The 25,332-nt window shown below is 69.8% G+C and carries 26 protein-coding genes; 7 read left to right on the top strand and 19 right to left on the bottom strand.

All coding sequences use genetic code 11. From position 1 onward, the window contains the following. Positions 1-22: 22 nt before the first annotated feature. Complete coding sequence (locus ACPEEZ_RS01950) at positions 23-526, bottom strand: hypothetical protein (RefSeq protein ID WP_423922040.1); 504 nt, start codon at positions 524-526, stop codon at positions 23-25. A gap of 149 nt (positions 527-675) precedes the next feature. On the opposite strand from ACPEEZ_RS01950, the gene ACPEEZ_RS01945 reads away from it, so the two are divergent. After that, on the top strand, positions 676-1,533 hold the full coding sequence (locus tag ACPEEZ_RS01945; protein ID WP_423922037.1) for a spermidine synthase: 858 nt from the start codon (positions 676-678) through the stop codon (positions 1,531-1,533). Positions 1,534-1,657: 124 nt separating this feature from the next. On the opposite strand, the gene csrA is transcribed toward ACPEEZ_RS01945, so the two are convergent. From csrA to ACPEEZ_RS01875, 14 genes are all read right to left on the bottom strand, one after another. Beyond that, complete coding sequence (gene csrA / locus ACPEEZ_RS01940; RefSeq protein WP_423922034.1) at positions 1,658-1,906, bottom strand: carbon storage regulator CsrA; 249 nt, start codon at positions 1,904-1,906, stop codon at positions 1,658-1,660. A 190-nt stretch (positions 1,907-2,096) separates the two neighbouring features. Beyond that, the gene (locus ACPEEZ_RS01935; RefSeq protein ID WP_423922031.1) at positions 2,097-3,143 is read right to left on the bottom strand and encodes a hypothetical protein; all 1,047 of its coding nucleotides are present in this window, start codon (positions 3,141-3,143) and stop codon (positions 2,097-2,099) included. A 1-nt stretch (position 3,144) separates the two neighbouring features. Continuing rightward, positions 3,145-5,223 carry a flagellar biosynthesis protein FlhA gene (locus tag ACPEEZ_RS01930; protein ID WP_423922028.1) on the bottom strand — a complete coding sequence of 693 codons (2,079 nt, stop codon included), beginning with the start codon at positions 5,221-5,223 and terminating at the stop codon, positions 3,145-3,147. Then, positions 5,223-6,491, bottom strand: a complete 1,269-nt coding sequence (locus ACPEEZ_RS01925) for an EscU/YscU/HrcU family type III secretion system export apparatus switch protein (RefSeq protein WP_423922025.1) — start codon at positions 6,489-6,491, stop codon at positions 5,223-5,225. The genes ACPEEZ_RS01930 and ACPEEZ_RS01925 overlap by 1 nt, the downstream gene beginning before the upstream one ends. Before the next feature lies 1 nt (position 6,492). Continuing rightward, positions 6,493-7,245, bottom strand: coding sequence for a flagellar biosynthetic protein FliR (locus tag ACPEEZ_RS01920; RefSeq protein ID WP_423922023.1), 753 nt, complete (start codon positions 7,243-7,245; stop codon positions 6,493-6,495). Between the two features lie 4 nt (positions 7,246-7,249). After that, entirely contained in the window at positions 7,250-7,525 is a 276-nt protein-coding gene (gene fliQ, locus ACPEEZ_RS01915; RefSeq protein WP_423922020.1) for a flagellar biosynthesis protein FliQ, read from the bottom strand. Continuing rightward, positions 7,525-8,340: a flagellar type III secretion system pore protein FliP gene (fliP, locus tag ACPEEZ_RS01910; RefSeq protein ID WP_423924324.1), complete on the bottom strand. Its 816-nt coding sequence runs from the start codon at positions 8,338-8,340 to the stop codon at positions 7,525-7,527. Before fliP ends, fliQ begins: the two co-directional genes overlap by 1 nt. Positions 8,341-8,585: 245 nt before the next feature. Beyond that, positions 8,586-9,281: a FliO/MopB family protein gene (locus tag ACPEEZ_RS01905; RefSeq protein ID WP_423922018.1), complete on the bottom strand. Its 696-nt coding sequence runs from the start codon at positions 9,279-9,281 to the stop codon at positions 8,586-8,588. Between the two features lie 2 nt (positions 9,282-9,283). Next, positions 9,284-10,015, bottom strand: coding sequence for a flagellar motor switch protein FliN (gene fliN, locus ACPEEZ_RS01900; protein WP_423922015.1), 732 nt, complete (start codon positions 10,013-10,015; stop codon positions 9,284-9,286). Next, complete coding sequence (locus ACPEEZ_RS01895) at positions 10,012-10,983, bottom strand: flagellar motor switch protein FliM (protein ID WP_423922012.1); 972 nt, start codon at positions 10,981-10,983, stop codon at positions 10,012-10,014. The genes fliN and ACPEEZ_RS01895 overlap by 4 nt, the downstream gene beginning before the upstream one ends. A gap of 46 nt (positions 10,984-11,029) precedes the next feature. After that, positions 11,030-12,052, bottom strand: coding sequence for an OmpA/MotB family protein (locus ACPEEZ_RS01890; RefSeq protein ID WP_423922009.1), 1,023 nt, complete (start codon positions 12,050-12,052; stop codon positions 11,030-11,032). Beyond that, positions 12,049-12,885: a motility protein A gene (locus tag ACPEEZ_RS01885; protein WP_423922006.1), complete on the bottom strand. Its 837-nt coding sequence runs from the start codon at positions 12,883-12,885 to the stop codon at positions 12,049-12,051. The genes ACPEEZ_RS01890 and ACPEEZ_RS01885 overlap by 4 nt, the downstream gene beginning before the upstream one ends. A gap of 2 nt (positions 12,886-12,887) precedes the next feature. Further along, a complete protein-coding gene (locus ACPEEZ_RS01880; RefSeq protein WP_423922003.1) occupies positions 12,888-13,226 on the bottom strand; it encodes a flagellar FlbD family protein in 339 nt (112 codons plus the stop codon). Positions 13,227-13,393: 167 nt separating this feature from the next. Then, positions 13,394-16,816, bottom strand: a complete 3,423-nt coding sequence (locus ACPEEZ_RS01875; protein WP_423922000.1) for a DEAD/DEAH box helicase family protein — start codon at positions 16,814-16,816, stop codon at positions 13,394-13,396. Between the two features lie 122 nt (positions 16,817-16,938). On the opposite strand from ACPEEZ_RS01875, the gene ACPEEZ_RS01870 reads away from it, so the two are divergent. Continuing rightward, positions 16,939-17,184: a toxin HicA gene (locus ACPEEZ_RS01870; protein ID WP_423921998.1), complete on the top strand. Its 246-nt coding sequence runs from the start codon at positions 16,939-16,941 to the stop codon at positions 17,182-17,184. Next, positions 17,181-17,528 (top strand): type II toxin-antitoxin system HicB family antitoxin, encoded by a 348-nt coding sequence (locus ACPEEZ_RS01865; RefSeq protein ID WP_423921995.1) that lies wholly within the window; start codon positions 17,181-17,183, stop codon positions 17,526-17,528. The genes ACPEEZ_RS01870 and ACPEEZ_RS01865 overlap by 4 nt, the downstream gene beginning before the upstream one ends. Positions 17,529-17,563: 35 nt before the next feature. On the opposite strand, the gene ACPEEZ_RS01860 is transcribed toward ACPEEZ_RS01865, so the two are convergent. Both ACPEEZ_RS01860 and ACPEEZ_RS01855 read right to left on the bottom strand, forming a co-directional pair. Further along, entirely contained in the window at positions 17,564-18,700 is a 1,137-nt protein-coding gene (locus ACPEEZ_RS01860) for a restriction endonuclease subunit S (protein ID WP_423921992.1), read from the bottom strand. Next, positions 18,697-20,193, bottom strand: a complete 1,497-nt coding sequence (locus ACPEEZ_RS01855; protein ID WP_423924322.1) for a type I restriction-modification system subunit M — start codon at positions 20,191-20,193, stop codon at positions 18,697-18,699. Before ACPEEZ_RS01855 ends, ACPEEZ_RS01860 begins: the two co-directional genes overlap by 4 nt. Before the next feature lie 221 nt (positions 20,194-20,414). Between ACPEEZ_RS01855 and ACPEEZ_RS01850 the strand changes: the two genes are divergently transcribed. Further along, entirely contained in the window at positions 20,415-21,017 is a 603-nt protein-coding gene (locus ACPEEZ_RS01850; RefSeq protein ID WP_423921989.1) for a hypothetical protein, read from the top strand. 40 nt (positions 21,018-21,057) lie between these two features. On the opposite strand, the gene ACPEEZ_RS01845 is transcribed toward ACPEEZ_RS01850, so the two are convergent. Next, positions 21,058-21,846, bottom strand: a complete 789-nt coding sequence (locus ACPEEZ_RS01845; RefSeq protein ID WP_423921987.1) for an SDR family NAD(P)-dependent oxidoreductase — start codon at positions 21,844-21,846, stop codon at positions 21,058-21,060. Between the two features lie 86 nt (positions 21,847-21,932). Here ACPEEZ_RS01845 and ACPEEZ_RS01840 point away from each other — a divergent pair, with 86 nt between their 5' ends. The 3 genes from ACPEEZ_RS01840 (at position 21,933) to ACPEEZ_RS01830 (ending at position 23,995) form a co-directional block, all read left to right on the top strand. Beyond that, a complete protein-coding gene (locus tag ACPEEZ_RS01840; RefSeq protein ID WP_423921984.1) occupies positions 21,933-22,808 on the top strand; it encodes a helix-turn-helix transcriptional regulator in 876 nt (291 codons plus the stop codon). Between the two features lie 147 nt (positions 22,809-22,955). Beyond that, on the top strand, positions 22,956-23,594 hold the full coding sequence (locus tag ACPEEZ_RS01835) for a YitT family protein (RefSeq protein ID WP_423924320.1): 639 nt from the start codon (positions 22,956-22,958) through the stop codon (positions 23,592-23,594). Positions 23,595-23,719: 125 nt separating this feature from the next. Continuing rightward, a complete protein-coding gene (locus ACPEEZ_RS01830) occupies positions 23,720-23,995 on the top strand; it encodes a DUF4190 domain-containing protein (RefSeq protein WP_423921982.1) in 276 nt (91 codons plus the stop codon). 166 nt (positions 23,996-24,161) lie between these two features. Here ACPEEZ_RS01830 and ACPEEZ_RS01825 read toward each other — a convergent pair whose 3' ends face one another. Beyond that, entirely contained in the window at positions 24,162-25,193 is a 1,032-nt protein-coding gene (locus tag ACPEEZ_RS01825) for an NAD(P)-dependent alcohol dehydrogenase (protein ID WP_423921979.1), read from the bottom strand. Between the last annotated feature and the right edge of the window lie 139 nt (positions 25,194-25,332).

Raw genomic sequence — 25,332 nt, 5'->3', positions numbered from 1 at the left:
GACCCATTGTGGACCCGGGCCGTCATCGGGTGGCGACCCGCGCCTCCTCGGGCAGTTTCGCGTCGACGACGAGCGCCAGGGCGGCGCGGTTGACGGCGATGGTGAGCAGGATGACGCCGGTGCTCTCGAGCAGGTGCGCGCCGAGCGAGGCTCCGACCACGCCCATGAGCACGCGGACGGCGATGAGCGCGATCCAGAGCGCGGCACCCGCACGGCCGGTGCGCGCCTCGATCACCCGCCCCTTCCTGTCGGGTCGCGCCGCGGTGCGGAAGCGCGTCAGGCGACCCATCAGCAGCCCGAGACCGAGGGACACCGCGGCCTCGACCACGATCAGGGCGATGTCGACGGTGCCGACCGCGACACCGTGCGACGACTGAGCCAGCAGGACCAGCCCGATGCCGCCCAGCACGATCGGCGAACGCCACACGCTGCGCCGGTCGATGCCCGTCCACTGCAGCTGCCGGTACGCGAGCCAGCCGACCACGAGCAGGCCGATCACGATGGTGAGGAAGAGGTTGTCTGTCATGACTCCAGCCTCGCCGCGCACCGACGCGGGACCCACCACCCCAGGGTGGAGACCCGAGGAGGCGCGGGTGGAGATCGGCGCGGCCGTCGCGCACCCGGCATGGGAGGCTTGCGCGGCCGTCGCGCACCCGGCATGGGAGGCTTGAGGGCATGGCCGCAGCCCAGGACGACGCCCCGCACGAGATCTCGGTCGGCGCAGGCCTGGCCCGCGTCGACGAGGACCGACACCGACCCGGCTCGTACACCCTCGTGGTGGACGGCACACCGCAGTCGCACGTCGACCTCGACGACCCGACGCATCTGGCGTTCGAGTACATCCGGCGCATCGGGCACGCCATCGACCTGCTGCCCGACGGCCCGATCACGGCACTGCACCTCGGCGCCGGCGCGCTGACGCTACCCCGCTACGTCGAGGCGACGCGGCCCGGCTCGCGCCAGCAGGTCGTCGAGCTCGAGGCCGACCTCGTCGCCCTGGTGCGCGAGACGCTGCCGCTGCCGAAGGGCGCGTCGATCCGGGTCCGCTACGGCGACGCGCGCGAGGTGATGGAGAAGCTGCCGAACGGTCTGCGCGGTACCGTCGACCTGCTCGTGGTGGATGTGTTCGGCGGATCGCGCATCCCGGCGCACGTGACGTCGCTCGAGTTCTACACGGCGGCGGCGGCCTTCCTGTCGCCCACCGGGATGCTCGTCGTCAACTCGGCCGACGGTGCGGGGCTCGCGTTCGCGCGGGGTCAGGCCTCGACGCTCGCGACCGTGTTCGAGCACGTCGTCGCCGTCGCGGACCCCGCCACCCTGAAGGGCCGCCGGTTCGGCAACGTCGTGCTGATCGGATCGCCGTCGCCGCTGCCGACGGATCGGATGCCGCGGTTGTACTCGTCGGACCCGCTGCCCGCGAAGGTCGTGCACGGGCGCGAGTTGCGCGACTTCGTGGCCGGGGCCCCCGTCGTGACGGACGCGACGGCCGTGCCGTCGCCCGAACCGTCGCGGAGCGTGTTCGGGGCGCGGTAGCGGGCGCCGCGCCGGGCGCCGCGTCCGGCGCCGCGTCCGGCGTGGGGTCGGCGCTACACCCCTTTTGCGGCGCTACACCCCCCACGTCAGGGGTGTAGCGACGGATAGAGGGTGTAGCGACGGGCTACGAGTCGGCGCGGGGCACGGTACCGCCGAGTGCGGCACGCAACCGGGCCTCGGCGTCGTCGGGGGCCTTCGCCGCCTCGACGTTGGCCTCGGTCACGGCCTGGACGACCTCTTCGCGCTGGATCTTGACCCCGCGCGGTGCGTCGATGCCGATGCGGACACCGTCGCCGCGCGAGTCGAGCACGGTGATGACGATGTCGTCACCGATGAGGATCCGCTCCCCGACCTTGCGCGTCAACACCAGCATCCGGCCAGCTTAGTGAACGCGTCGTGCTGCCGCGGCTGCCCGGCCCGGCGTGGTCGGCGCGGCCGCTCGTCGCAATTCGCGACCGATCCGCTCGTGACCGAGCTGCAAAAGTGGGAAAAGCCACTGTTGCGCGCGAAATGGTCGCAAATTGCGAGAAGTGGGGCGGGGCGGGCGGGGCGGGCGGGGCGGGTCAGCCCTGCCAGCCGACGGGGATGCCGAGCAGGTGTACGGTGCCGGGGGTCGCGGTGTCGTCCTCCCCGACGACGGCGGCGGCGGCGACCGGCACGACGGCCCGGACGGCGTCGACCCAGCGCGCGGTGTCGTCGTGCTTGCGTCCGGCGTCGACGGCGACCCAGACCTGGTCCGCGCCGACGGCCTGCAGCACGGCGGCGGCCCGGTCGTCCCAGGCGAGCGCCGTGATGACGGCTGCTCCCTCGTGGACACCCGTGGCGCGGGCGAGGATACCGCTGCGCCGGTCGTCGACGTCGACCGAGCGGAGACCGTGGCTCGACGACATGGCCGCCGCCACGCGGAACGCGTCGCCGGGGCGGCCCACGACGACGACGAGGTCTCCGGCACCGGTGAGGACCGCAGGAGGGACGGGCAGCTCGCCGGGCAGCGAGGGCAGAGCCGAGGAGGCACGGCCCGGCCACCCGAGGTCGGTGACGGCCGTCGCGGACCCGGCCCGCGCCTCCGGGGCGGGTGTCGACACGGGCTCCGGGCTCTCGGCCGGGGCGATGCCGTTGAAGACGAGGTCGTCCATGATCGAGGCGAACGCATCGGACTCGGTCGAGACCGGCGCCGGTCCGACGGCGGCCGGGCCCGCGGCGAGCCGGGCGGCACGACGCGTGCCGGGGGCCGGCGCGGGCGCCGCGACGCGCGAACCGCGAGAGCTCGCAGCGGGAGCAGCAGCGACAGCCGCGCCAGAAGAGACGGACGACGCGCCCGCTCCCCCGTGCAGTGCGTCCTCCGCGGCGTCGGCGTCCGCCAGCAGCGCCGCGATGCCGGCGCGCGGAGTCGCCTGTGTGATCGTGACCCGGGCGACAGGTGCGTCGCGGCTCGGCACGGGCACCTCGACCGTGACCTCGTAGTGCTTGCGCGCGAAGAATCCGGCGATGCCGCCGACGGTGACGCGGCGGGCCGCGACGATGCGGGCCGCAGGGCCGTGCTCGACGCGCACCTGCTCGCGCAGCTCGTCGAGCGACGACCCGCTCAGGTGAATGCGTGTCGGCGACATCTCAGCCGACGATCGCGTCGGACGCGCGCACGACGCCGACCGTCTCGATGGTCGACCCGGCCGCGGTCGCCTCCTGGTACGACAGCACCGGCAGGCCGTTCTGCTGCGCCGACACGAGTCGACGGATCGCCGGCCGCAGCGCGGGCGCACAGACCAGCACGGCGCTCAGCCCCTGCGCCTCGACGGCCGCGACCGACTCGCGCAGAGACGCGAGCACCTGCTCGACCCGGTGCCCGTCGAGCAGGATCTGCGTGCCCTGGTCGCTCGGCCGCAGCCCCTCGAGCATCGACTGCTCGAGCGACGGGTCGATCATGATGACGCGCAGCACGGTGCCGTCGAGGTACTGCGCCGTCAACGCCGGACCCAAGGAGGCGCGGGCCGCCTCGACGAGTCCCTCCGGGTCGGTCGACACCTTGGCTCGCAGCGTCAGCCCCTCGCAGATCCGCGCGAGGTCGTTGATCGGGATGCGCTCCGACAGGAGACCCTGCAGCACGCGCTGCAACTCGGCCAGCGAGAGCATGCCGGGCACGAGATCGTCGACGGCCGACGGGTTGACCTGCTTGACCCCCTCGGTGAGGACGCGCACGTCCTCGCGGCTGAGCAGCCGGGCGGCGTTGTCGGCGATGATCGACGACAGGTGCGTGACGAGCACGGAGACCCGGTCGATCACGGTCGCGCCGGTCATCTCGGCGCTGTGCCGCATCTCGGCCGGCACCCACTTGCCGGCCAGGCCGAACACGGGCTCCACCGTGGCCGTGCCGGGCAGACCGTCGAGCGCGTCGCCGAGCGCCAGCACCGAGCGTGCGGGAGCCTGGCCGCGGCCCGCCTCGACACCCGCGATGCGGATCGAGTACGTCGACGGCGGAAGCTCGACGCTGTCGCGAGTGCGCACCGGCGGCACGACGAGGCCCATCTCGACCGCGATCTTGCGCCGCAGCGCCTTGACCCGGCCGAGCAGGTCGTCGGACGCCCCCGACACCATGTCGACGAGGTCGGGCGCGAGCAGGATCTCGAGCGCGTGCACCCGCATCTGCTCGATCAGGTCGTCGGTCGTCTCCGCGGGCGCGACCTGCGCCTGCTGTTCCGCGAGTGCCGCGCGCGCCTCCTCGGCCTTCGCCTTGACGTCGAGGCGGTAGGCGACGAGCAGCAGCGTCACGCCGATCAGCATGAACGGGATGATCGGCATGCCGGGGATGAACCCCATGCCGAGCGCCGCGACACCCGCGATCAGGATCGCGGTGCGCGACTGCGTCAGCTGCGTCGCCGCCGACGAGCCCATGTCGTTGTCGCTGTTCGCGCGGGTGACGATCATGCCGGTGGAGACGGCCATCAGCAGCGCGGGGATCTGCGTGACGAGACCGTCGCCGATCGTGAGCAGGCCGTAGGTGCCGAGCGCGTCGGTGATCTCCATGCCGCGCTGCAGCACGCCGATGGCGATGCCGCCGACGAGGTTGATGATGATGATGAGGATTCCGGCGATCGCGTCGCCCTTGACGAACTTCGAGGCGCCGTCCATCGCGCCGTAGAAGTCGGCCTCGGCGCTGACGTCGGCGCGGCGCTGCTTCGCGACCTCGTCCGTGATCAGACCGGCGTTCAGGTCGGCGTCGATCGCCATCTGCTTGCCGGGCATCGCGTCGAGGGTGAAGCGTGCGCCGACCTCGGCCACGCGCTCGGCGCCCTTCGTCACGACGACGAACTGGATGACGATCAGGATGCAGAAGATGACGGCGCCGATGATGATCGAGCCGCTCACGGCGACGTGCCCGAACGCGGCGATCACGTCGCCCGCGAACCCGTCGCCGAGCACGAGCCGGGTCGATGCGACGTTCAGCCCGAGTCGGAACAGCGTCGCGACGAGCAGCAGCGACGGGAACACGCTGAAGTCGAGCGGCTTCTGCACGAACAGCGTCGTCAGCAGGATGACGAGCGCGAGCAGGATGTTCACGATGATCAGCACGTCGAGCAGCTGCGACGGCACGGGCACGACGAGCAGCAGCACGATGCCGACGATGCCGATCGGCACGAGCAGCTTCGGCAGGCCCGCGAGGGGCGAGGTCTTCGGTGCGGTGTTCTGGGCCATCAGTGTGCTCCGGAGGTGCGGGGTCGGACGGACGGACGGGCTGCGGTCGCCGAGGGGGTCGCGCCGGCGGCGGCTCGCGCCTCGGCGGGGCCGGCGGCGCCGCTCGGGATGCGCAGCCGCCTCGGCACGACGTCGGGGTCGAGGGAGTCGGGCGTCAGCACCGTCGCGACCTCGTCGGCCGTGGTCGGGCGCGGGTTGACGTGCTGCCCGGCCGCGGCGGCGGCACCGCGGGCCTGCAGGGTCATGACGAAGGTGAGCACGCGGGCGACCGGCGTGTAGAGGTCGACGGGGATCTCGTCGCCGAGACCGCAGGCGGCGTGCAGGGCTCGCGTGAGCGGGACGTCGGTGACGATCGGGACGGACGAGGTCTCGGCCTGCTCGCGGATGCGCGCGGCCATGACGCCGGCCCCCTTCGCGACGACGCGGGGTGCGCTCTTGCCCGGCTCGTAGGTGAGGGCGACGGCGTAGGAGGTCGGGTTGACGAGCACGACGTTGCTGTCGGCGATCGCGCCGATCATGCGGTTGCGGCTCATCGAGAGCTGACGCGAGCGTCGCTGCGACTTGACCAGGGGGTCGCCGTCGCTCGACTTGTGCTCGTCCTTGATCTCCTTCTTCGTCATCCGGGTCTTCTTGCGGTTGCGACGGATGACGACGAACACGTCGGCGGCGCCCAGCAGCAAACCGGCCGCGATGGCGGCGCGCAGCAGCGTGCCGGTGCCGGCCTGCGCCTCCTCGATCAGGGCCGAGACGCTCAGCCCGCCGCCGCTCATCAGGACGGGCATGAGGCCCTGCACCGCGAACCACAGCACGAGGCCGACGACGGCGGTCTTGATCAGCGACTTCGCGCCCTGCCAGAGGGCCTGGGTGCCGAACAGTCGCTTCACCCCGGTGAGGAGGTTGAACTGCTGGTAGCTGCCGGTCATGCGCTTGAGGTGCACCCCGCCCTGCGCGACCGCGGTCGCGAGCACGGCGATGCCGACCACGGCGAGCATGGGGCCGAGCGTCGACGCCATCGAGCCGAAGGCGTGCATCATCGCGTTCACGACGTTGAGGTCGTCGGGGTGCGCGATGACGCTCTTGATCGTGAACAGCTGATCGGTTCCCGCTTCGGCGGCCCGCTCGATGGTCGACGGGATCATCACGGCCGTCGCGCCGACGCCGACCCACGCGCTGAGGTCTTGGGAGCGCGACAGCTGGCCCTTCGAGTGGACCTCGCGCATCCGCTTCTCGGTCGCCTGCTCGGAGCGCTCGCCCGAATCGTCCGCCATGTCAGCCCACCCCCAGCAACAGGTCGGCGGCGTCGCCGCTCAACTTCGAGACGACGCTCGGCAGGGCGAGGAACACGCCACCGGCGAGCATCACCGTCATGAGGATCTTCAAGGGGAACCCCATCGCGTACGCGTTGAGCGCCGGGGCGACCCGGCTCAGCAGACCGAGCCCGACATCGGCGAGGAAGAGCACGACGCAGAGCGGCCCGGCGATCTGCAGCGTCGCCAGGAACATCTGCGTGACGGCGTTCGTCATCAGCTCGACCGGGTTCGTGAGGTCCATGCCGAGCCCGAGCGGGAACGCGTCGAACGACCGGGTCAGGCCGCCGATGATCAGCTGGTAGCCGCCCGACGCGAACAGCAGGGCGAGCGCCGTCATCTGGAAGAGCCGCGTGAACTGGGCGCCGTTGACCATCGACTGCGGGTCGAACGCCTGCGCCAGCGTGAACCCGCCGAACAGGTCGATCAGGCTGCCGGCCGACTGGACGGCAGCGAAGACGAGCAGCACGAGGAAGCCGAGCACCGCGCCGACGACGATCTCGAGCACGAGCGCCACGACGAACTCGCCGGTGCCGAGGGCGTCGTACCCGGGGGCGACCCGCGGACCCACGGCGATCGCGAGCCCGAGACCCAGCATCGCCTTGACCCGGATCGGGAACGCCCGGTACGAGAACGGCGGCGCCACGACGAGGAAGGCCACCATGCGGACCCCGGCCAGCATGATCGCCTCGAGCTGGTCGAGATCGAAGGTCATCGGCCTAGCCGCCGCTCAGCAGTTGCGGGATGCGGTCGAACGCGGCGGTGGTGAACGACACCATCTCGCTGATCATCCAGTGCCCGCAGACGATGAGGGCGATCGCGACGGCGACGGCCTTCGGCACGAACGAGAGGGTGACCTCCTGGATCTGCGTGATCGACTGCAGCAGCGAGATCGCGAAACCGACGACGAGCGACGTGATCAGCACGGGGGCGGCGAGCTTGCCCGTGATGATGAGCGCCTGCATGGACAGGTCGAGGACGGCGTTGGAGTCCATCAGGCGGTCACCTGGTAACTCTCGATCAGGCTCTTGATGATGAGCCCCCACCCGTCGACGAGCACGAACAGCAGGATCTTGAACGGCAGCGAGATCATCACCGGCGGCAGCATCATCATGCCCATCGACATGAGCGCGGCGCTGACGACGAGGTCGATCACGAGGAAGGGGATGAAGATGACGAACCCGATGATGAACGCGGCGCGCAACTCGCTGATCATGAACGACGGGATGAGCGTCAGCATCGGCACGGACGCCGCGTCGGTCGGGTTCGGCTGGTTCGCGGACCGGGTCATCAGCGCGATGTCCTCCTCGCGCGTGTGCGCCAGCATGAACTGACGCAGCGGCGCGGCACCGGCGTCGATCGCCCCCTGGAAGTCGAGCTGCCCGTTGAGGTACGGCTGCACGGCGTCGGTGTTGATGTGCGCGATGATCGGCCCCATCACGAACAGGCTGAGGAACAGCGCGAGACCGGCGAGCACCTGGTTCGGCGGGATCGACGGCAGCGCCAGGGCGTTCCGCGTCATGGCGAGCACGACGAAGATCTTCGTGAACGACGTCATCATGAGCAGCAGCGCAGGCGCGACGCTCAAGAGCGTGATGCCGATCAGCGTGACGACGGCCTGAGACGGGGTGCCGTCGGGGCCGTTCAGGTCGATGGTGAGACCCGACGTCTCGGTCGTGTTCGCGTCGGTGCCGGTCATCGTCGAGCCGGTGCCGGTGCCGGTGCCCGTGCCGGGGGCGGCCGGTGCCGTCGGGGCGGCGGGCGCCGCGGGGTCGACGGGTGCCGCCGACGCCTGCTGGCCGATCAGCATGAGCAGCCCCGCCGTCGTGATCAGCACGAGCAGGGTGAGCACGACGAGGCGCGCGAGGCGGGTGTCGACGAAGCGCACGGGTGCGGCTCCGACGGCGGTCGAGCTCAGGGTCGGGGCCACGAAGGTCGCGCGGCGGCCCGGAGCCGAGGAGGCACGGTGCGCGCCGGTCGCGGAGCCGCGGCTCCCGGTGAGGCCGAATCGGGCGGTCGGCAGCGCGAGCTGACGCAGCGCGGAGCCGAACGCGGTCATCCGGCGCGTCCGCTGCGGATCGCGGCGGCGGCCTGGCGCCACGTGTCGGGCGCGAGGATCGAGCCCTCGATCGCCTTCGCGGTGCGGCGGGTGCCGACGGCACGGCGCCCCGAACCCCGTTGCGGAGGAAGAACCCCGTTCGAACGGGGTGCGACTTGCGCAACGGGGTTTTTGCGCGCGCGGGGCGCGAGGGCTGCGCGGCGGGCGGCGCCGCGGGGGCGCAGCGTCGGCGTCCCGGCGGCCGCGCCGCCGTCCCCGACCCCGACCCCGACCCCGACCCCAAACGATGTGTCGCGTCCTGTTGATGTTTCGACCGCGGACTGTGCGAACGCGTCATGTCGTTTGGGCTGGGGGCGCTCGGTCTGCACGGCCGCGAGCGTCCGTGCGAACGGGTCGGCGGGGGCCGCGGGGCTCGGCACGAGCTCCAGCGTCGGCGTCGCGACCGGTGCGTCGGCCGCGGCGAGCACGGTGATCGAGGCGTCGGTCACGCCGAGCACGAGCCGCTCACCCTCGACGTCGACGACGACGACACTGGCCTTGGTGCCGATGCCCTGGCGGGAGACGACCGTTACCGGAGACGCCGCACGACCCGACCTCAGGCCCTTGGCGAACCGCTTCTGCAGCACCCACAGCAGGGCCAACACGACGCCCAGCGACAGGACGACGCGGAGCGCGACGACGACGGTGTCCATGCTCAGGCGAGTCCCTCGGCGACGTCGAGGATCTTCGTGATGCGGATCGCGTAGTCCTGGTCGACGACGACGACCTCGCCGTGCGCGATCAGCCGGCCGTTCAAGAGCACGTCGGCGGGGGCTCCGGCCGAGCGGTCGAGCTCGATGACGGCACCCGGCTCGAGGCCCAGCACGTCGCGCACCGACATCCGGGTGCGGCCGATCTCGACCGTGAGGCTCATCTCGACGTTGTTGATGCGGCCGAGGTTGCCGGCGATCGACGAGAACACGGGAGTCGGCGAGGCGGGCTGCACCGCGCCTCCCACGGTTCCGTTCTCGCGGATGCGGATGGCGAACCAGCCGGCGGGTGCACCCGCGGCGGTCAGGTCGAAGACGACGGTGTCGGGGTCGGCGAGCAGCGCCTCGGCCGGCTCGCGACGGCTCTCGCCGAGCACGCCGGCGCCGAGGGTCGCCGTGGCGGCCTCAAGCGCGGGGCGCAGCACGTCCGTCACCGAGACGAGCGGCGAGTCGGTGCCGGCCGCGGCGGCGAGCTGGTCCATGTCGACGAGCACGAGGGCGAGGTCGGCCGAGACGGCACCGACGAACGAGGTCAGCACGACGTCGCGGGCGGCGGTGCGGGCTCCGGAGGCGATGGTCGCGTCGAGAGGCACGGCCCGCAGCGGCGCCGGGGTGGGCAGCTGGGCGACCAGGGCCTCCGCCGCGGCGGTGTGCAGGGTGATGGTGGCCACGGTCATGAGGTTCCTTCTTCGGTGCCGGTCAGAGAGGTGGAGACGACGATCCCCGCGAGCCGGGAGCCGTTGGCCCCGACGGCCGCGCGACCGACGGGCTGACCATCGACGACGATCGCGAGCGGACGGTTCTGCGGGTGCGGCAGCGGCAGCACGTCGCCGACGGCGAGCCCGAGCACGACACTCGGCACGACGGCCGCAGGGGCGAACTGCAGCGAGACGCCGACCGGCACCCCGGCCAGCTGGGCGCCGAGCAGCTCGCGCGCGTCGGCCGAGTTGATCGTCGGGTTCGCCTCGCCGAGCTGCGGCAGCAGCACCTCGGCCGGGATCGCCACCGTGCCCGGGGCGACGCGCTCGCCGACCCGGATCTCGAACGACGCGACGATCATCAGGTCGGACTTCTGCGCCGCCTGGGCGAACTGCGAGTTGTACTGGAACCCGCCGATGCCGATCTGGTCGACGAGCAGCGAGCCGAACGAGTAGCGGAGGTCGTCGAGCGCGTCCTCCATGAGGCGACGGACGAGGGCCTGCTCGATCGGCGTGAACGTGCGCTCGGGGGTGGGCGCGGGCTTCAATGCGCCCAGCATGTGGCTCACCCACGTGAGCGCGGCCGCCGACGGGAACTGCACGACGGCCTTCGGGCCGATGCCCTCCAGCGGGCAGAGCACCATCGCGGTGGTCGCCGGCAGCGACGACGCGTACTCGTCGTACGTGTACATGCCGACCTGCTCGCAGGTGACCTGCGACAGCACGCGCACCTTGGCCGTCAACTGCGTGCCCCACTGGCGCGCGAACGTGTCGAAGGCGAGCTCCAGCACGCGGGAGTGCTCGCGCGCGAGCGTCGTCGGACGACGGAAGTCGTAGACCTCGACCTGCCGCGACGGGCGCGCGAAGACACCGGCGGGAGGCGCGGGCGGGGTCGCCGGCGCGGCCATCGGTGCTGCCGTCGGTGCGGAGGCGTCGATCAGGGTCACGACGGCACCTATCGTCCGTCGTGCTCAGCGCGTTAGAAGAGAAGCGTCAGTGCCCCCCGGACTGGGTTGCCTCCTTCTTCTTCTTGTCGGTGCTCGTCCTGTCGGTGCCGGTCTTGTCGGTGCTGGTCTTGTCCGTGCTCGTCGTGGTCGTGCCGGTCGTGCCCGCGCCGGAGGTGTCGGTCGTGGTCGTGGCGGGAGTCGTGCCTCCGGCGCCTTCGACCTTCTTCTCGAGCTCGGGGATGAGCGCGCTCACGTCGTCGCTCTGGTTCGACAGCACGACGATGTCGACGCGCCGGTTCGAGGCGAAGTCGGTGTCGGTGGCCCCCGTGGCCAGCGGCCTCGACGACCCGAAGCCGACGGCCTGGATGTGCCCCTCGGGCATGCCGCCGCGCTCGACGAGGTCGCGGAGGACCTGCGTCGCCCGGGCGCTCGACAACTCCCAGTTCGTGGCGTAGGGCGCCGTCGAGTTGCGCTGATCGGCGTGGCCCTCGACCGAGACGTCGTGCTCGGACGTCTTGAGCACGGGGGCGATCGCATCCATCACCCGCACCGCGGTGTCGCTCAGGTCGGCACTGTTCGTGCCGAAGAACGTCTCGCTGCCGACGAGACGCACGGTCAGGCCGCGCGCGTCCGTCGCGAACTCGACGTCGGCCTTGAGCCCCGTGCCCTCGAGGTTCGCCGTGATCGCCTGCTTGATCGCGGTGAGGTCGTCGAGCTCCTTCTGGGCGAGGTCGACGGCGGTATTCGCCTGCCCCGACGCGGCGCTCGCGCTTTTCTCCTTGGCGTCGCCGATGGCGTAGCCGTCGCCCGTCTTCGACACCTCGTCGGGCGGCACGACGGTGCCCTTGGCGGAATCGACCTTGCCGACGTCGGTCTGCCCGAACCCCGTCGCGAGCGAGTTGCGGAGCGCGATGTACTTGTCCTGGTCGACGCTCGACATCGCGAACAGCACGATGAACATGCACATCAGCACCGTGATCATGTCCATGTACGACGCCATCCAGCGCTCGTCGGGGTGCTCGTCCTCGGCGTGCGCCTTCTTCTTGCGGCCGCCGCGCGAGCCGCTCACGCGGCCAGCTCCTGGTCCTTCGCGGTGCCCTTGCCCGCCTTCTCGCCCTTGGCTGCCTTACCGGCCTTGCCCGCGCCTCCCTTGAGACTCTGGACCGGCACCATCGCCTTGAGGCGTTCGCCGAGGAGGCGCGGCTGGCTTCCCGCCTGGACGGCCAGGACGCCTTCGAGCAGCAGCGTCATGCGGGCTTCGTCGAGATCCGCGAGCTTCTTCAGCCGCGAACCGAACGGCAACCAGATGAAGTTGGCGCTGAGCAGACCCCAGAGCGTGGCGACGAACGCGGCCGCGATGAGGGGGCCGAGCTCGTCGGGCGAGGCCAGGTTCTCGAGCACGTGCGTGAGGCTCACGACCGTGCCGATGATGCCGACGGTGGGGGCGTAGCCGCCGAGGCTCATGAAGAACTTCGCCGCGCTGCGGTCGGCGGCGACCCGGGACTCGATCTCGTCCTCAAGCAGGATGCGCAGCTCTTCGCCGTCGGTGCCGTCGGCGATGTTCTGCAGCGCGCCCTTCAAGAAGGGGTCGTCGTGCTTCTCGGCCTCGGCCTCGAGCGACAGCAGGCCCTCGCTGCGCGCCTTCTCGGCGAGCGCCACGACGTCGTCGATGACCGACTGCGGCGGGATCACCTTGCCGGTGAACGCCCGCGGGATCGCCTTGAACGCCGCGATCGAGTCCTTGAGGGTCGTGCCGGCGATACCGACGGCGATCGTCGCACCGAAGACGAGCAGCATGGGGGCCGGCAGCAGCAGACCCTCGATGTGCACGCCCTCGAGCTTGATCATGCCGAACAGGGCGCCGAAGGCGAGGAGGATGCCGATGATCGTTGCGGGATCCATGGTCAGCGCCCCTCGGGGGTGGCGGGGGCTGTTGCGGGGACTGCGGCTGCGGGGAACGCGCTGACGACGCCGTCGCCGGTCGAGCCGCGGACGAGGCCGAGCTGCGGGCCGGTCGTGCGGGCGGTCGTCGCGGCGGGCAGGGCGGGCTCGTCGTACGCGAGGGCGACGATGCGGGCCCGGTAGCGCGCGATCATGTCGATGACGTCGGCCATCGGCTCGGTCACGATGTACTTCGCGCCGTCCACCATGATCAACGTCGTGTCGGGGACCTCATGGATGCGCTCGATGAGGTCCGGATTGACAGCGAATCTGCTGTCGTTGAGTCGCGTGACGACGATCATCGGCCCGTCCTAGGTCTGTGTCTCCCGCCTCCATCCGTGGGGGCGGGGTGAGTGCTCGTCCTGAGCTGCTCAGGGGGGACTATCGGCCGGGGGCGACGCCTCGTTAGTGGGCGGCGCGGGTTCTCGCCACTACGGCCTGCTCTCTGAGCCCGGTGGCATACAGCCGGTCAGCCAGCCTCGGCCGAGGCGTCGATGCGGTCGAGCACCTGGAAGAGGTCGCGAACCACGGCGGTCTCGAAGAGATCATCGGGCCCGGTGGGCGCCCACGCGGTGAAAGGCGGCTCGTAAAGGAGAGCCTTGCTGACCCGGCCGTGGTCCGTGAGGCGATCGACGATCAGGTTGACGAAGGCGAGCTGGTTGCCTGTGAAGCGCGTCCCCGCGATGAACGCGCTGAGCGCGTCGCTCACCGCAGCGCGGTCCATGCCGACGACAGAGCGGATGAAGTGGCCGAGGCCCTGCGCCTCCTCGACGGCAAGGGCGAGGTGCGCGGGATCGACTTCGCCGCTCTCGAGTAGAAGGGTCTCGAGGCTCACCACGTCCTGCTCGGTCAGGGGCGCGCCCTTCCGCAGCTTGGCCAGCACGAGGTGGTTCTCATGAGCTCGGAGGAACGCCAGAGTCTTCGCGCGGAACCGCTCCCGGTCGATGGCCGTCCCGGCGCCGAGCACGATTTCGATGTCGTCGAGCACGTCGACCTCGTCGTCGAGGTCCGTGTAGACCACGCGCTGCTCTGCTCGCGGGGCGAGCTGGACGAGGCCGCGCAGGGCGCGTCGCATCGCCTCGAGCTGAGTCACCGTGACGCCGTCCCACCACTCGGGCGTCACGACCTGGTCGAGCAGCTCACCCTGGGCCCCTACCGCCGGTATGTTGCGCTGTGCCGACAGGGCCTTGGCGATTGACATGATGCGGGCACAAGCGCTGGCGAAGCCGGGCGCACCTTCGAGCACGCCGAGCTGAGCCCTGAGTGCGAGCAGGTCGAAGCGCTTGGCGTCCTCGTCGGTATCGGCGGCGTCGGCCGTCGAGGGCAGGTCGGCGACCTCCACGGCTGCGGCGACCGCGTCGTCGTCCAGCGACGCCCACTCGCGTCCCTGGGCGAAGCGCTCGACGACACGGCGGTGAGGCCGCACGAGGACGTTGGCCGCGGTCATGCCTGCCACCCGCCCGTGCAGCAGCGCCGCGAGATCGTAACGGAGCTGGACCTCGTCGCCCGCCCGCGCCTCCTGGTGGTCGAGACCTTGCAGGAGACGGAGGCGCGCGAGGAAGAGACGGGAACGCAGCGATCGGGTCGTGCTGGTCGGAGCCTCGGGGACGTCGGCGTTGAAGTAGGCGATGTTGCCGCCGACGTCGAAGATGACGAAGTCCTTCTTGTCGCCGGCGCGGTCAGACACGCCGTCCGTGTCCTGGCCGTTCGGCCCGTAGAGCTCGGTACGGAGGCGCGTGCCGCGACCGACCATCTGCCAGTACTTGGTCTTCGACCCGACGGGCTTGAAGAAGACGAGGTTGACGACGTCGGGCACGTCGATGCCGGTGTCGAGCATGTCGACCGAGATGGCGATCTGCGGCATGCGGTCGGGGTTCGAGAACTCGTCGATGAAGTGGCCGGGGTTCGGGGTCTGGTAGGTCACCACCTGAGCGAGCAGGCCGTGGAAGTGCGGGTAGCTCGCGTTGAAACGCTCCTCGATGAACCGGGCATGCGCCTGGTTCCGGGCGAAAACGATCGTCTTGCCGATCGTGTCGCCACCCCCGACGGTGCGCCCCTCGGCCATCAGCACTTTGAGGACGCCGTCGACGGTGTCGCGGTTGAAGAGCCAGTCGTTCACGGCCGAGGCGTCCACGGCGTCCGGGATCTCCTCACCCCAGTCCTCCTCCTCCCAGCGCTCCTTCTCGTCGTCGCTGAGGTCGTCGTAGCGGATGCCCTGACGCGTGAAGCGGGTCGCCACGACTCGACCCACCGGCGGCACGAGGTAGCCGTCGTCGATGGCCCGCTCGAGGTCGTACGAGTCGGTGGGGACGCCGGACTCGAGGCCGAAGAGCTCGTAGGTATCGTGGTCGACGTCGTCCTTGGGGGTCGCCGTGAGGCCGACCACGAGGGCGTCGAACCAGTCGAAGAGGAACCGGTATTTCTGGTAAATCGAGCGGTGGGCCTCGTCGACGACGATCAGGTCGAAGTGGTTCGGCCCGAACCGGCGCACGCCGTCCGCGTCCCGCTGATCGATGAGGCCCATCATCGTCTGATAGGTCGAGACGGAGACGCGACCGGTCACGTCCTTGGTCTCGACCAGGTTCACGACCGTCTCGTCCGGCAAGAACTCGACGAAGCGCCGGGCCGCCTGCCGCACGAGCGCGACACGGTCGGCAAGGAACAACACCCGCTTGACGCGGTTCGCCCGCATCAAGGAGTCGGCGAGCGCCACGACCGTGCGGGTCTTGCCCGTGCCGGTGGCCATGACGAGGAGCGCGCGCCGCTGGTGGGCGTCGAACGCCTCGGTCACGCGCGTGATCGCCTGCTGCTGATAGAGGCGGTCGACGATGGCCGAGTCGATCGCGGGAGGTGTCAGTGGGGTCTGGCTCTGGCGGCGCTGGACGAGCCACTGCAGCTCGTCCCGTGTGGCGAAGCCCTGGACCCGACGCTGCGGGTAGGCGAGGTCGTCCCACAGCCAGGTCTCGAAACCGTTGGTCACGTAGATGACGGGCCGCTGGCTGAACTCGCGCTCCAGCGCGTCGGCGTAGAGGCGACCCTGCTGCTGGCCCACGAGGGCGTCCGAGCTGGCCCGCTTGGCCTCGACGACCGCGAGCGGCTTGCCGTCCGCGCCCCAGAGCACGTAGTCGGCTCGGCCCGTCGCCGTGTCGCCGCCGTCGCGGTCGGGCAGCCCCATGACCGGGTACTCGCGATCGCGGGCCTGGTCGAGCAGCCACCCCGACTCCCTCAACAGAGGATCGATCAGGTCGGCCCGGGTCTGCGCCTCCTGGAAGTCGTGCGGCACCGGGTGGGCGACGTTGACGGGCTTGGCCGCTGCCACCTGAGCCCGGAGCTGCTCGAGCTCCGCCTCGAGCGCGACGTTGGCCTGTTCGGCTCGTGCGAGCTCATCGTCCGCGACGCGCAGTCGCTCGGCGAGCTGCTCGGTCTCGGCTCGAGTCGTCTGGGCGGTGCTCACCCGGGGGCACGGCACGAGCGCTGCGTCGAAGCGCAGCCCGGCCGCCGGGCGGGCGTCCGGGGTGAGGGCGAAGGTCGACGCGAACCACACGAAGACGTGGAAGAGCTCGCGAACCGTCGCCTCGCTCTCGCGGACGGTCACCGGGGCGTCGCGGTGGACCGCCGCGTTGCCGCGCTGGCGGATGACGTGCATCTTGTCGAGGACGGCCGGGCCCGCGAGGTGCATGAAGGAGGCGTCGTGCAGCCTCGCGTTGAGGTCTTCACGGTAGACGGGACCGAGGGAGGCATCGGCACGGAACGTCCACTCGACAGCGGCCTCGAGAGCACGGCGGGCATAGAACAGCGACGTGCGAGGGTCGCCGACGGCGTAATGCTCGGCACGGCGGGCCTGCTCGGCGAGCTCCGGCCAGCCCTGCCGGATGAAGTCGAAGTTGCTCATGACCGCCGCTGGCCCCCCTGGTGCGTGTGGCGTCAGCCTATCGGCGGGTCGCTCGGGCGACCAAGCCCCCAAGAGGTGGTTCATCGCTTGCGAAGCGGTGTCGATAGTGGAACCATAATGGAGTGGGTTCCCTCGATTCGATCATCACCAGCATGCGAAAGAACCCAGCGAATGTCCGCTTCGCAGACCTTGAGAAGGTCTGCGACAACAAGTTCGGCGAACCGCGCCGAAGGGGCGGGAGCCACTCGGTCTACCGGATGCCGTGGCAGGGAGACCCACGGGTGAACATCCAGAATGACCACGGCAAGGCGAAGGCCTACCAGGTCAAGCAGGTCCTGGCGGCGATCGACAAGATGGAGGAACGATGAACACCGTGCTCAGCACCCCCGATGTGCGGCACTACAGCTACGCGGTCGCCTGGTCGGCCGACGACCAGGAGTACGCGGCGACCGTGGCGGAGTTCCCGTCGCTCTCGTGGCTCGACGCCGATCAGGACGCGGCGCTCGCGGGCCTGCGCACGCTGGTCGGCGAGGTCGTCGACGACCTCGTGGAGAGCGGGGAACCCGTGCCAGCCTCCTTCGGCGAGCGCCGGTTCAGCGGAGAGTTCCGCCTGCGGACCACACCCGACATGCACCGCTGGTTGACGATCGCGGCCGCACGACAGGGCGTGAGCCTGAACCGGTACGTGAACTCGCTGCTGAGCCGGGGGTAGGAGGCGCGGCTCGTCTTGGACCTGCCGCCTACGCCTCAGAGCTGCCCGGTGAAGGCGCGGTGCTGCAGGGAGGCGAAGAGCTCGTCGAGGTGGGCGAGGTGCGCCTCCGCGGCTCGTCTCAAAGTTTCGATTCTATTGACCGTGCGAGCAAATGCCAGGCGTTCGGCCGCTGACGCATCCGGCACAGTGATGCTTCGGATCATCGAGAGATTGAGGTTCTTTTGCCTCGCGCCCCGCCTCCGAGCGAGCACGCTAGCCCGCTGAGATTGAACTGCAAAATAAAGGAATTCTGGACTGACATCAACCAGCGGTACACCGAACGCTACTGCCTGGTTACAGGAGACCCTACCCACACTGATGCTCGATTTGAGCGCAGCCGAATCGTACATGCCGAGCAAAAGTGACCCCTCTGGGATCATCTTGGCCGACGAATGGGCGATTGCATCCGAGGTCAACATCTCTTTGGACGCAGAGGCACGAATGGGCCCGAGCTCACCCGATGTCATCCATGGAATGTCACCCGAGAAGTAGGCATGTTCCGACCGAGAGGGTGTCCCTCCGGCCTGCCAAGTCGCCAGCTCTTCCAGGGAGGACTGGGCACGACCAGCACTGAGGAACGTCTCCGCAAAGATTTGCTCTGGAAGGTAGTCGAGTAGGGCGAGGGTTCGGCGGCGCTTGGCTCGAAGCTCGTCGGCCTGGTCGAGGATGGCGGCGATGCGGCGCTGCTCGGGGAGCGGTGGGAGAGGTACCTCCAGATTCCCGAGGTAGCTCGGTGGCACTCGTCGCTGGCCGCCACTCCCCGTCATGAAGCGCTCCCCCGCGATGCGAATCACAGGGGTCCGCAAAAGATGCATTACGTAGCGCGTGTCAGCTTTTGCACTGTCAGGTCGAATCACATGGAATTCAGTAGAGCCAAACCCGAGGTGATGTTCTGTAAGGGCTTGGGCGATTTTGCCATTCTGAAAGCACGGGGTGATCTTCGCAACGAGCACATCGCCTCGCTGAAAAGGTGTATAGCCCCGGCGGACTTCACGATATTCGCGAGTCTCACCTGGCGTCGTAGAACCCTCCTCACTGACGTCAGCCATGCTCAGGAACGACACGAGGCGGCCGTCATCTACTGCTTTCTCCTGCCGCGGATTTATTTGAGCTATATCTGCGAGCCTGCTCATGCGATCTCACGCCTCAATGACGCGAGTCCGTCGGCGATCTCGCGCTCACGGGCGGCGAGGTCGGCAAGGATCTCTTCCGGGGACCGGTGCACCGCCTCCTCGTGCTCGACCTCGCGGTAGCGGTTGATGCTGAGGTCGTAGCCCTCGGCGACGATCTCGTCGCGCCGCACGAAGAACGACTGCGCGGTGCGGGGGCGCTCCCGCTCGGGCGAGTCGGCGTCACCGATCGTCTTCCACCGAGCGAGCGCGTCGGGCAGGTCGTTCGCCTCGACCGGGGTGCGCTTGTCGTCGAGCGTGAAGCCGTCGGCACGGACGTCGTAGAACCAGACGTTGTCCGTACCACCCGAGCTCGTCTTCGTGAACAAGAGGATCGCGGTCGACACCCCGGTGTAGGGCTTGAAGGTCCCGCTGGGTAGCTTGACCACGGCGTCGAGCTTGTGGTCGTCGACGAGCATTTTGCGGATGTCCTTGTGCGCCTTCGACGAGCCGAAGAGGACTCCGTCGGGCACAATCACGGCGGCACGCCCGCCGTTCTTCAGCAGGCGCAGCATCAGCGCCAGGAAGAGCAACTCCGTCTTCTTCGTCTTCACCATCGACAACAGGTCCGTGGCCGTGGACTCGTAGTCGAGGCTGCCCGCGAAGGGCGGGTTGGCGAGCACAACCGAGTAGCGCTCCGCGGCGTCCGCGTGCCCCTGGGCGAGGCTGTCGCGGCGCTCGATCACCGGGTTCTCGACCCCGTGCAGCAGCATGTTCATGCTGCCGATCCGCGACATCGACGCGTCGGAGTCGAAACCGGTGAAGGCCGCGTTGTTGAAATGCGCCATCGCCGCCGGGTCGCTGTAGATCTCGGGATGGTGCTGGTCGAGGTACTCGGCCGCCGCGACGAGGAATCCTGCGGTACCCGCCGCCGGGTCGATGATCGTATCCTTCGGGCCGGGCGCGATCATGTCGACCATCAGCTGGATGATGTGACGAGATGTGCGGAACTGCCCGTTCTGACCGGAGGTCGCGAGCTTGCTCAGCATGTACTCGTATATGTCGCCCTTGGTGTCCCGCGCCTCCATCGGGATGTGATCGAGCAGGTCCACCACCTTCGACAGGAGGGCCGGCGTCGGGATGCCGAACCGCGCGTCCGCCATGTTCGCCGCGAACGACGAGCCCTCCTCGCCGAGGCGTCGGATGAACGGGAACACGTTCTGCTCGACGACATCGAACATCTCGGCCGCAGTGAAGTTCTTGAAGCGCGACCAGCGCAGGTCGTCGTAGGGACGCGGTCGACGTGCCGTGTCGTCGCTGCCGTCGGGGAAGACCCTCGTCCGCATCGGCTGGCCGGTCGCGTTCGACCGGTTCTCCTCACGCGTATGCACCTCGTCGAGGCGACGGATGAAGAGCAGGTAGGTCATCTGCTCGATAGCGTTCAGCGGGTTCGCGATGCCGCCCGACCAGAAGGCGTTCCAGACCTGGTCGACCTGCGACTTGACGGTGGCGTCGATGGTGGTTCCTTCCCTGCGGGCGCCGCGGGGCGCCTCCGGGATTCTGTCAGAAATGAGCCCGCCTTTTTGCCTTGCGACAGAAGGGCAATGCATCTGTCCACAGGAGGCGCGGTGCCGGTTGTCACGCCGCTCTCGACGACCCTAGGGTGTGTGACATTGCACATTCCACTTGTTCTGGAGAACCGATGTCGTCACACACCCCTTCATCCGACCACCCCTCGATGCACGTCGCGAGGGCGGCGACCGTCACCACGGCTTCGACGGACCGCGTCATCACCCGCCGTCCGGATCTGCGGCAGTTCGCGACGGGCCTCCTGCCCCGGGCTGCGGGGGCCGCCGTCGTGCTCACCGTCCTCGGGTATCGCCTCGGGCCGACGGCACTCGTGACGTTCCCCCTCATGATCGTCGTGATCGGACTCGGCGCGACCTGGTATCTCACGCGATCGCGCGTCACCCTCGACGCGCGGGCACTCCGGTACACGCGCTTCGGGCATACGACGACGGTGTCGCTGGAGCCGGGGCACCGTTCCGTGCTCGCGCTGATGAAGGCCCTGCAGCCGGTGAGCAAGCTCATCGTGCGCGGCGCCGACGGTCGGCGCCTGACCCTGACGACGACCTGGTGGAGGCCCGCCGACCTCGTCGAACTCGCCGAGGCGCTCGGCGCGGCTCGGCCCACGGCGGAGCAGCCGCTCACGCCCGCCCAGCTCGAGCGCCTCGCACCAGAGCTGCAGTCGTGGCCGCAGCGGCACCCGGTCGTCGCCTCGCTGCTCGCGGTGGTCGTGATCGTCGGCGGCGCCGTGACACTCGCGCTGGCGGGTCGCTGAGGGCCTGCGGCGCGGCTGTCCGGGGTGCGGCCCGCCCCTGTCAGGCGCCGGCGCCCCCATCCACCGGCACGATCGCGCCGGTGACCATCGAGGCACGGTCGCTCAGCAGCCAGGCTGCCACCTCGGCGACCTCCTCGGGGCGAGCCATCCGACCGAGCGGCACCGAGGCGTTGATCTGCTCGGTCACGCCCGGCGTCGCGGCCTCCCACGCCTCGATCATCTCGGTGGCCGTCCCACCCGGGGTGATGCCGTTCACCCGGATCGCCTCGGGCGCCCAGGTCACCGCGGCGGTCTCGGTGATGCTGTTCAGGGCTCGCTTCATCGCACCGTAAGCGGGCAGGGCGGGGTTCGCGCGGCGACTCCCGATACTCGACGTGTTCACGATGGCCCCACCGCCGGAACGGCGCATCAGGGCGGCCTGCGCCGTCATCGCGACCCAGTGCCCCCGGAAGTTCACGGCGAACTGGGTCTCGAGATCGTCGTCACTCGTCTCGTCGAGGGGGCCGGGCTCCTGGATGGCGGCGCCATTGTTGAACGCGCCGTCGAGGCGACCGTGCAGCGCGTCGACCCGCTCGACGGCCGCTCGAATGCTGGTGGGGTCGGCGAGGTCGAGCGGGACGGCGTCGGCGATGCCGCCGCCCTCGCGAATGTCGGCGACCACGGCGTCGAGGGCACCCGTGCTGCGGGCTGCCAGAACGACGGAGGCGCCCTCCCGAGCGAAGAGACGGGCGGCCGCGGCCCCGATGCCGCGGCTGGCACCGGAGACGAAGACGACCTTGTCGGAGAGCAGGCCGAGGGGACGGTGTGTGGTGGTGGTGTCGGTTGTCATGCGATCAGCCTCCCCTCGTCACGACGAAGGGAGCCAGGTACATCCGGTACCACCGTGCACACGCCCCGGCAGAGCAGACTCGGCACATGGACAGACAGCAGCTCGCGACGTTCCTCCGCTCCCGGAGGGAGCGCCTCCGGCCGGAGGACGTCGGGTTGCCGTCGGGGACGCGGCGTCGTACGCCCGGACTCCGCCGGGAGGAAGTCGCCGTGCTGGCACACATCTCCACCGAGTACTACGTCCGGCTCGAGCAGGGTCGCGCGCCCCGCCCCTCCTCGGAGGTCCTGGCAGGCATCGCGGGCACACTCCGCCTCACCGATGCCGAGTCCGCTCACCTGCATCTCCTAGCCGGCACCGCACCGCTGCACCACGGGACAGTCGACCGCACGGTCCGCCCGGGAATCCTCGCGGCGATCGGTCGGATGCCCTACACCGCAGCCATCGTCATCTCGGCCGATTTCGAGGTGCTCGCCTGGAATCCGCTCGCGGCGGCACTCCTGGAGGACTTCTCGCTTCGCGATCGGGCGAGCCGAAACCTGGCCCGTCAGGCCTTCCCCGCCGACACGCTCGACGAGCCCCCGGACACGCCATACGGGCTGTCCGACGGCGCCGAGTTCCAACAGCACGTCGTGATGCGCTTGCGCGCCACAGTGGCGCAGCACCCCGACGACGGCGAGGTCGTCGGGCTCGTCGACGAGCTGCGCGCCCGGAACACCGAGTTCGCCCGCCTCTGGGAGCGGCACGACGTGCAACCCTCACCGGCACTCACGAAGACCTTCCGGCTTCCGGCGGTCGGCGCGGTGACGGTGGACTGCGACACCCTTGCGATCACCGAGCAGAACCAGTTCCTGGTGCTCTACACCGCGCCCGTCGGGTCGCCCGTCGGGTCGCCCGACGGCGACGCCCTCGCGCTGCTCGGGGCGCTGCAAGCCGAGGCACTCGCCGAGCCTCGGCGCGACTGAGCGACGAGACCGCGCGGGCAGACCCCCGCGTTGCGGCGGAACCCTCGCCTGCGCGAGAGGGTTTCGCCGGGACGCGAGGGTCCGACGGCACGGGAGCGGCGGCGGGGCTGGCAAGATGTCCCGGTGACCGACCAGAGCACCCCGGGCGTGGACGACCCCGCCCTGACCGACGAGGCCGCGACCGCCGACGCGACGAAGCACTCGCTCGCCGAGAACGTGGCCGGGGTTCTGACGGGTGTCTTCACCGCCTCCTTCGGGCTGTTCCTGCTGAAGCAGAGCGGCTCGGTGTCGGGCGGTACGGCAGGTCTGGCGCTGCTCGTGAGCTACGCGACGCATCTGTCGTTCGGCGTCCTGTTCCTGCTGGTGAACGTGCCGTTCTTCGCGCTGGCGATCTGGAAGAAGGGCGTCGGGTTCACCATCCGGACGGTGATCACGGTCGCCCTCGTCTCGGCGTTCTCGTACCTGCACCCGCTGATGTTCCACATCGACCGGCTGAACCCGGTCTACGGCACCCTCGGCGGCAACCTGCTCGTCGGCATCGGGCTGCTGATCCTCTTCCGTCACGGGGCCAGCCTCGGCGGTGTCAACGTGCTCGCCCTCGTGCTGCAGGAGCGCCTCGGCTGGCGGGCCGGCTACGTCCAGATGGTCGTCGACGTGCTGATCGTGCTCGCGTCGTTGACCGTCGTCTCGCCGCTGACCGTGCTGCTGTCGGCCGCCGGCGCGGTCGTGCTGAACCTCGTGCTCGCCATGAACCACAAGCAGGGGCGTTACGTCGGTCACACCTGAGACACGACGACGCCATGAAATGAATCCCCTGGAGAGCCGGAACTCGGTATATTGAGGGCGCTCTGCACCTGGGGGGATTCGACCGGGCGCTGAGCTCATCGTCCGATCACCCATCAGGAGCAGTCATGACCACGCCCCAGCCCTACAGCAACCAGCCCGCCCCGACCGAGAAGTACAACGTCCTCTCGATCGTCGCCATCATCGGCGGCTTCGTCATCCCGATCGTCGGCATCATCGTCGGCTTCATCTCCCTGTCGCAGATCAAGCGCACGGGCGAGAAGGGTCGCGGCCTCGCCCTGACCGGCATCATCGTCGGCTTCGCCGCCATCATCATCTACATCATCTCGATCATCGCCCTGGTCGCCGTCGGCGCGAGCGACCCCAGCGTCTACTCGAACTGAGTCGGTTCCGTCGCGTTGACGGGAGGAGGCGCGGTGCATCGGCACCGCGCCTCCTTCTGTGAGGCGGCACACACGAAGAACCCCGTTGCGGAAGAAGAACCCGTGTCCAACGGGGTTCTTCTTCCGCAACGGGGTTTTCGGTGCAGGTGCGGCGACCCGAGGGGCGTCAGCGCCCCGGGACGATCACGGCACGCCCGCGGATCTCGCGGTTGTGCAGCTTCTCGTAGGCGGTGGTCGCCTCGTCGAGGGAGAACCGCTCGGTGTGGATGCGGATGGCGCCGCGCTTGGCGAGCTCGACGACTTCCATCAGCTCGGCACGCGAGCCCCAGTTGATCGCGCGACCGGTCACGTCGAGCGGCACGGTCGTCTGGCCGATCGGCACGGCCCCGCTCGCGACACCCACGATGACGACGCTGCCGGCCCGGGCGACGAGGGCGGCCGAGAGGTCCGCGGTCGGCTGGATGCCGACGAAGTCGAAGACGACGTCGGCACCGAGGCCACCGGTCAACTCCCTGATGGGCTCGACCGCGTCGGGGTTCGAGGCGAAGGTGTGGTCCGCGCCCACCTTCGTCGCGAATTCGAGCTGCTCGGGGCCGAGGTCGAGCACGATGACGGTCGACTGCGTCAGCGCCTTCAGCAGCTGGATCGCGACGTGCCCGAGCCCGCCCGCCCCGATGACGACGGCCGTCGTGCCGGGGGTCAGCTTCGGCAGCGCCGACTTCACGGCCCGGTACGGGGTGAGCCCCGCATCCGTGAGCGAGACGTTGTCGACCGGATCGAGGTCGCCCAGCGGCACCAGGTGGCGGGCGTCGTCGACGATCATGTACTCGGCCATGCCGCCGTCGCTGAAGATGCCCGGGGCGCGCATGCCCTTCTCGCAGTTCATCTCGTCACCCTTGGCGCAGTGGTAGCAGCGCCCGCAGCCCCAGGGGCCGTAGACGATCACGGACTCGCCGATCTCGACGTCGGTGACGCCGTCGCCGATCGCCTCGACGACACCGGCGACCTCGTGCCCGAGGGTGAGCGGCAACGGCTTGAAGTAGTAGTCCTCGGCGGAGGCGCCCATGATGAACTCGTCCGAGTGGCAGGCGCCCGCCGCGGTCACCCGCAGCAGGATCTCGGACGCCTTGGGCGTCGGCTTCTCGATCTCGACGAGCTCGGGGCGGGAGCCGATGGTCCGGTACTGCAGTGCTTTCACGGGGCGCTTCTCTCTCTGCGGGTCACGCCCTCGCACAGCCCCGATGCTCGGCGGATCGAGATGAACGACGGGCGTTGTTTTGCTTCGACGGTACACCCGGCATGCGGGGCTGGCGGAGCCGAGGAGGCGCGGGTTACGG

The organism is Frigoribacterium sp. 2-23 (genome assembly GCF_049601585.1).
Lineage (GTDB): Bacteria > Actinomycetota > Actinomycetes > Actinomycetales > Microbacteriaceae > Frigoribacterium.
The sequence above is the reverse complement of the archived record's forward strand: the minus strand, read 5'-3'. Positions and strand labels throughout refer to the sequence as shown.

Coding starts and splice junctions, on each gene's coding strand:
- ACPEEZ_RS01950 (WP_423922040.1), bottom strand. CDS start 526: ATGACAGACAACCTCTTCCTCACCATCGTGATCGGCCTGCTCGTGGTC.
- ACPEEZ_RS01945 (WP_423922037.1), top strand. CDS start 676: ATGGCCGCAGCCCAGGACGACGCCCCGCACGAGATCTCGGTCGGCGCA.
- csrA (WP_423922034.1), bottom strand. CDS start 1,906: ATGCTGGTGTTGACGCGCAAGGTCGGGGAGCGGATCCTCATCGGTGAC.
- ACPEEZ_RS01935 (WP_423922031.1), bottom strand. CDS start 3,143: ATGTCGCCGACACGCATTCACCTGAGCGGGTCGTCGCTCGACGAGCTG.
- ACPEEZ_RS01930 (WP_423922028.1), bottom strand. CDS start 5,223: ATGGCCCAGAACACCGCACCGAAGACCTCGCCCCTCGCGGGCCTGCCG.
- ACPEEZ_RS01925 (WP_423922025.1), bottom strand. CDS start 6,491: ATGGCGGACGATTCGGGCGAGCGCTCCGAGCAGGCGACCGAGAAGCGG.
- ACPEEZ_RS01920 (WP_423922023.1), bottom strand. CDS start 7,245: ATGACCTTCGATCTCGACCAGCTCGAGGCGATCATGCTGGCCGGGGTC.
- fliQ (WP_423922020.1), bottom strand. CDS start 7,525: ATGGACTCCAACGCCGTCCTCGACCTGTCCATGCAGGCGCTCATCATC.
- fliP (WP_423924324.1), bottom strand. CDS start 8,340: ATGCTGATCGGCCAGCAGGCGTCGGCGGCACCCGTCGACCCCGCGGCG.
- ACPEEZ_RS01905 (WP_423922018.1), bottom strand. CDS start 9,281: ATGGACACCGTCGTCGTCGCGCTCCGCGTCGTCCTGTCGCTGGGCGTC.
- fliN (WP_423922015.1), bottom strand. CDS start 10,015: ATGACCGTGGCCACCATCACCCTGCACACCGCCGCGGCGGAGGCCCTG.
- ACPEEZ_RS01885 (WP_423922006.1), bottom strand. CDS start 12,885: ATGGATCCCGCAACGATCATCGGCATCCTCCTCGCCTTCGGCGCCCTG.
- ACPEEZ_RS01880 (WP_423922003.1), bottom strand. CDS start 13,226: ATGATCGTCGTCACGCGACTCAACGACAGCAGATTCGCTGTCAATCCG.
- ACPEEZ_RS01875 (WP_423922000.1), bottom strand. CDS start 16,816: ATGAGCAACTTCGACTTCATCCGGCAGGGCTGGCCGGAGCTCGCCGAG.
- ACPEEZ_RS01865 (WP_423921995.1), top strand. CDS start 17,181: ATGAACACCGTGCTCAGCACCCCCGATGTGCGGCACTACAGCTACGCG.
- ACPEEZ_RS01860 (WP_423921992.1), bottom strand. CDS start 18,700: ATGAGCAGGCTCGCAGATATAGCTCAAATAAATCCGCGGCAGGAGAAA.
- ACPEEZ_RS01850 (WP_423921989.1), top strand. CDS start 20,415: ATGCACGTCGCGAGGGCGGCGACCGTCACCACGGCTTCGACGGACCGC.
- ACPEEZ_RS01845 (WP_423921987.1), bottom strand. CDS start 21,846: ATGACAACCGACACCACCACCACACACCGTCCCCTCGGCCTGCTCTCC.
- ACPEEZ_RS01840 (WP_423921984.1), top strand. CDS start 21,933: ATGGACAGACAGCAGCTCGCGACGTTCCTCCGCTCCCGGAGGGAGCGC.
- ACPEEZ_RS01830 (WP_423921982.1), top strand. CDS start 23,720: ATGACCACGCCCCAGCCCTACAGCAACCAGCCCGCCCCGACCGAGAAG.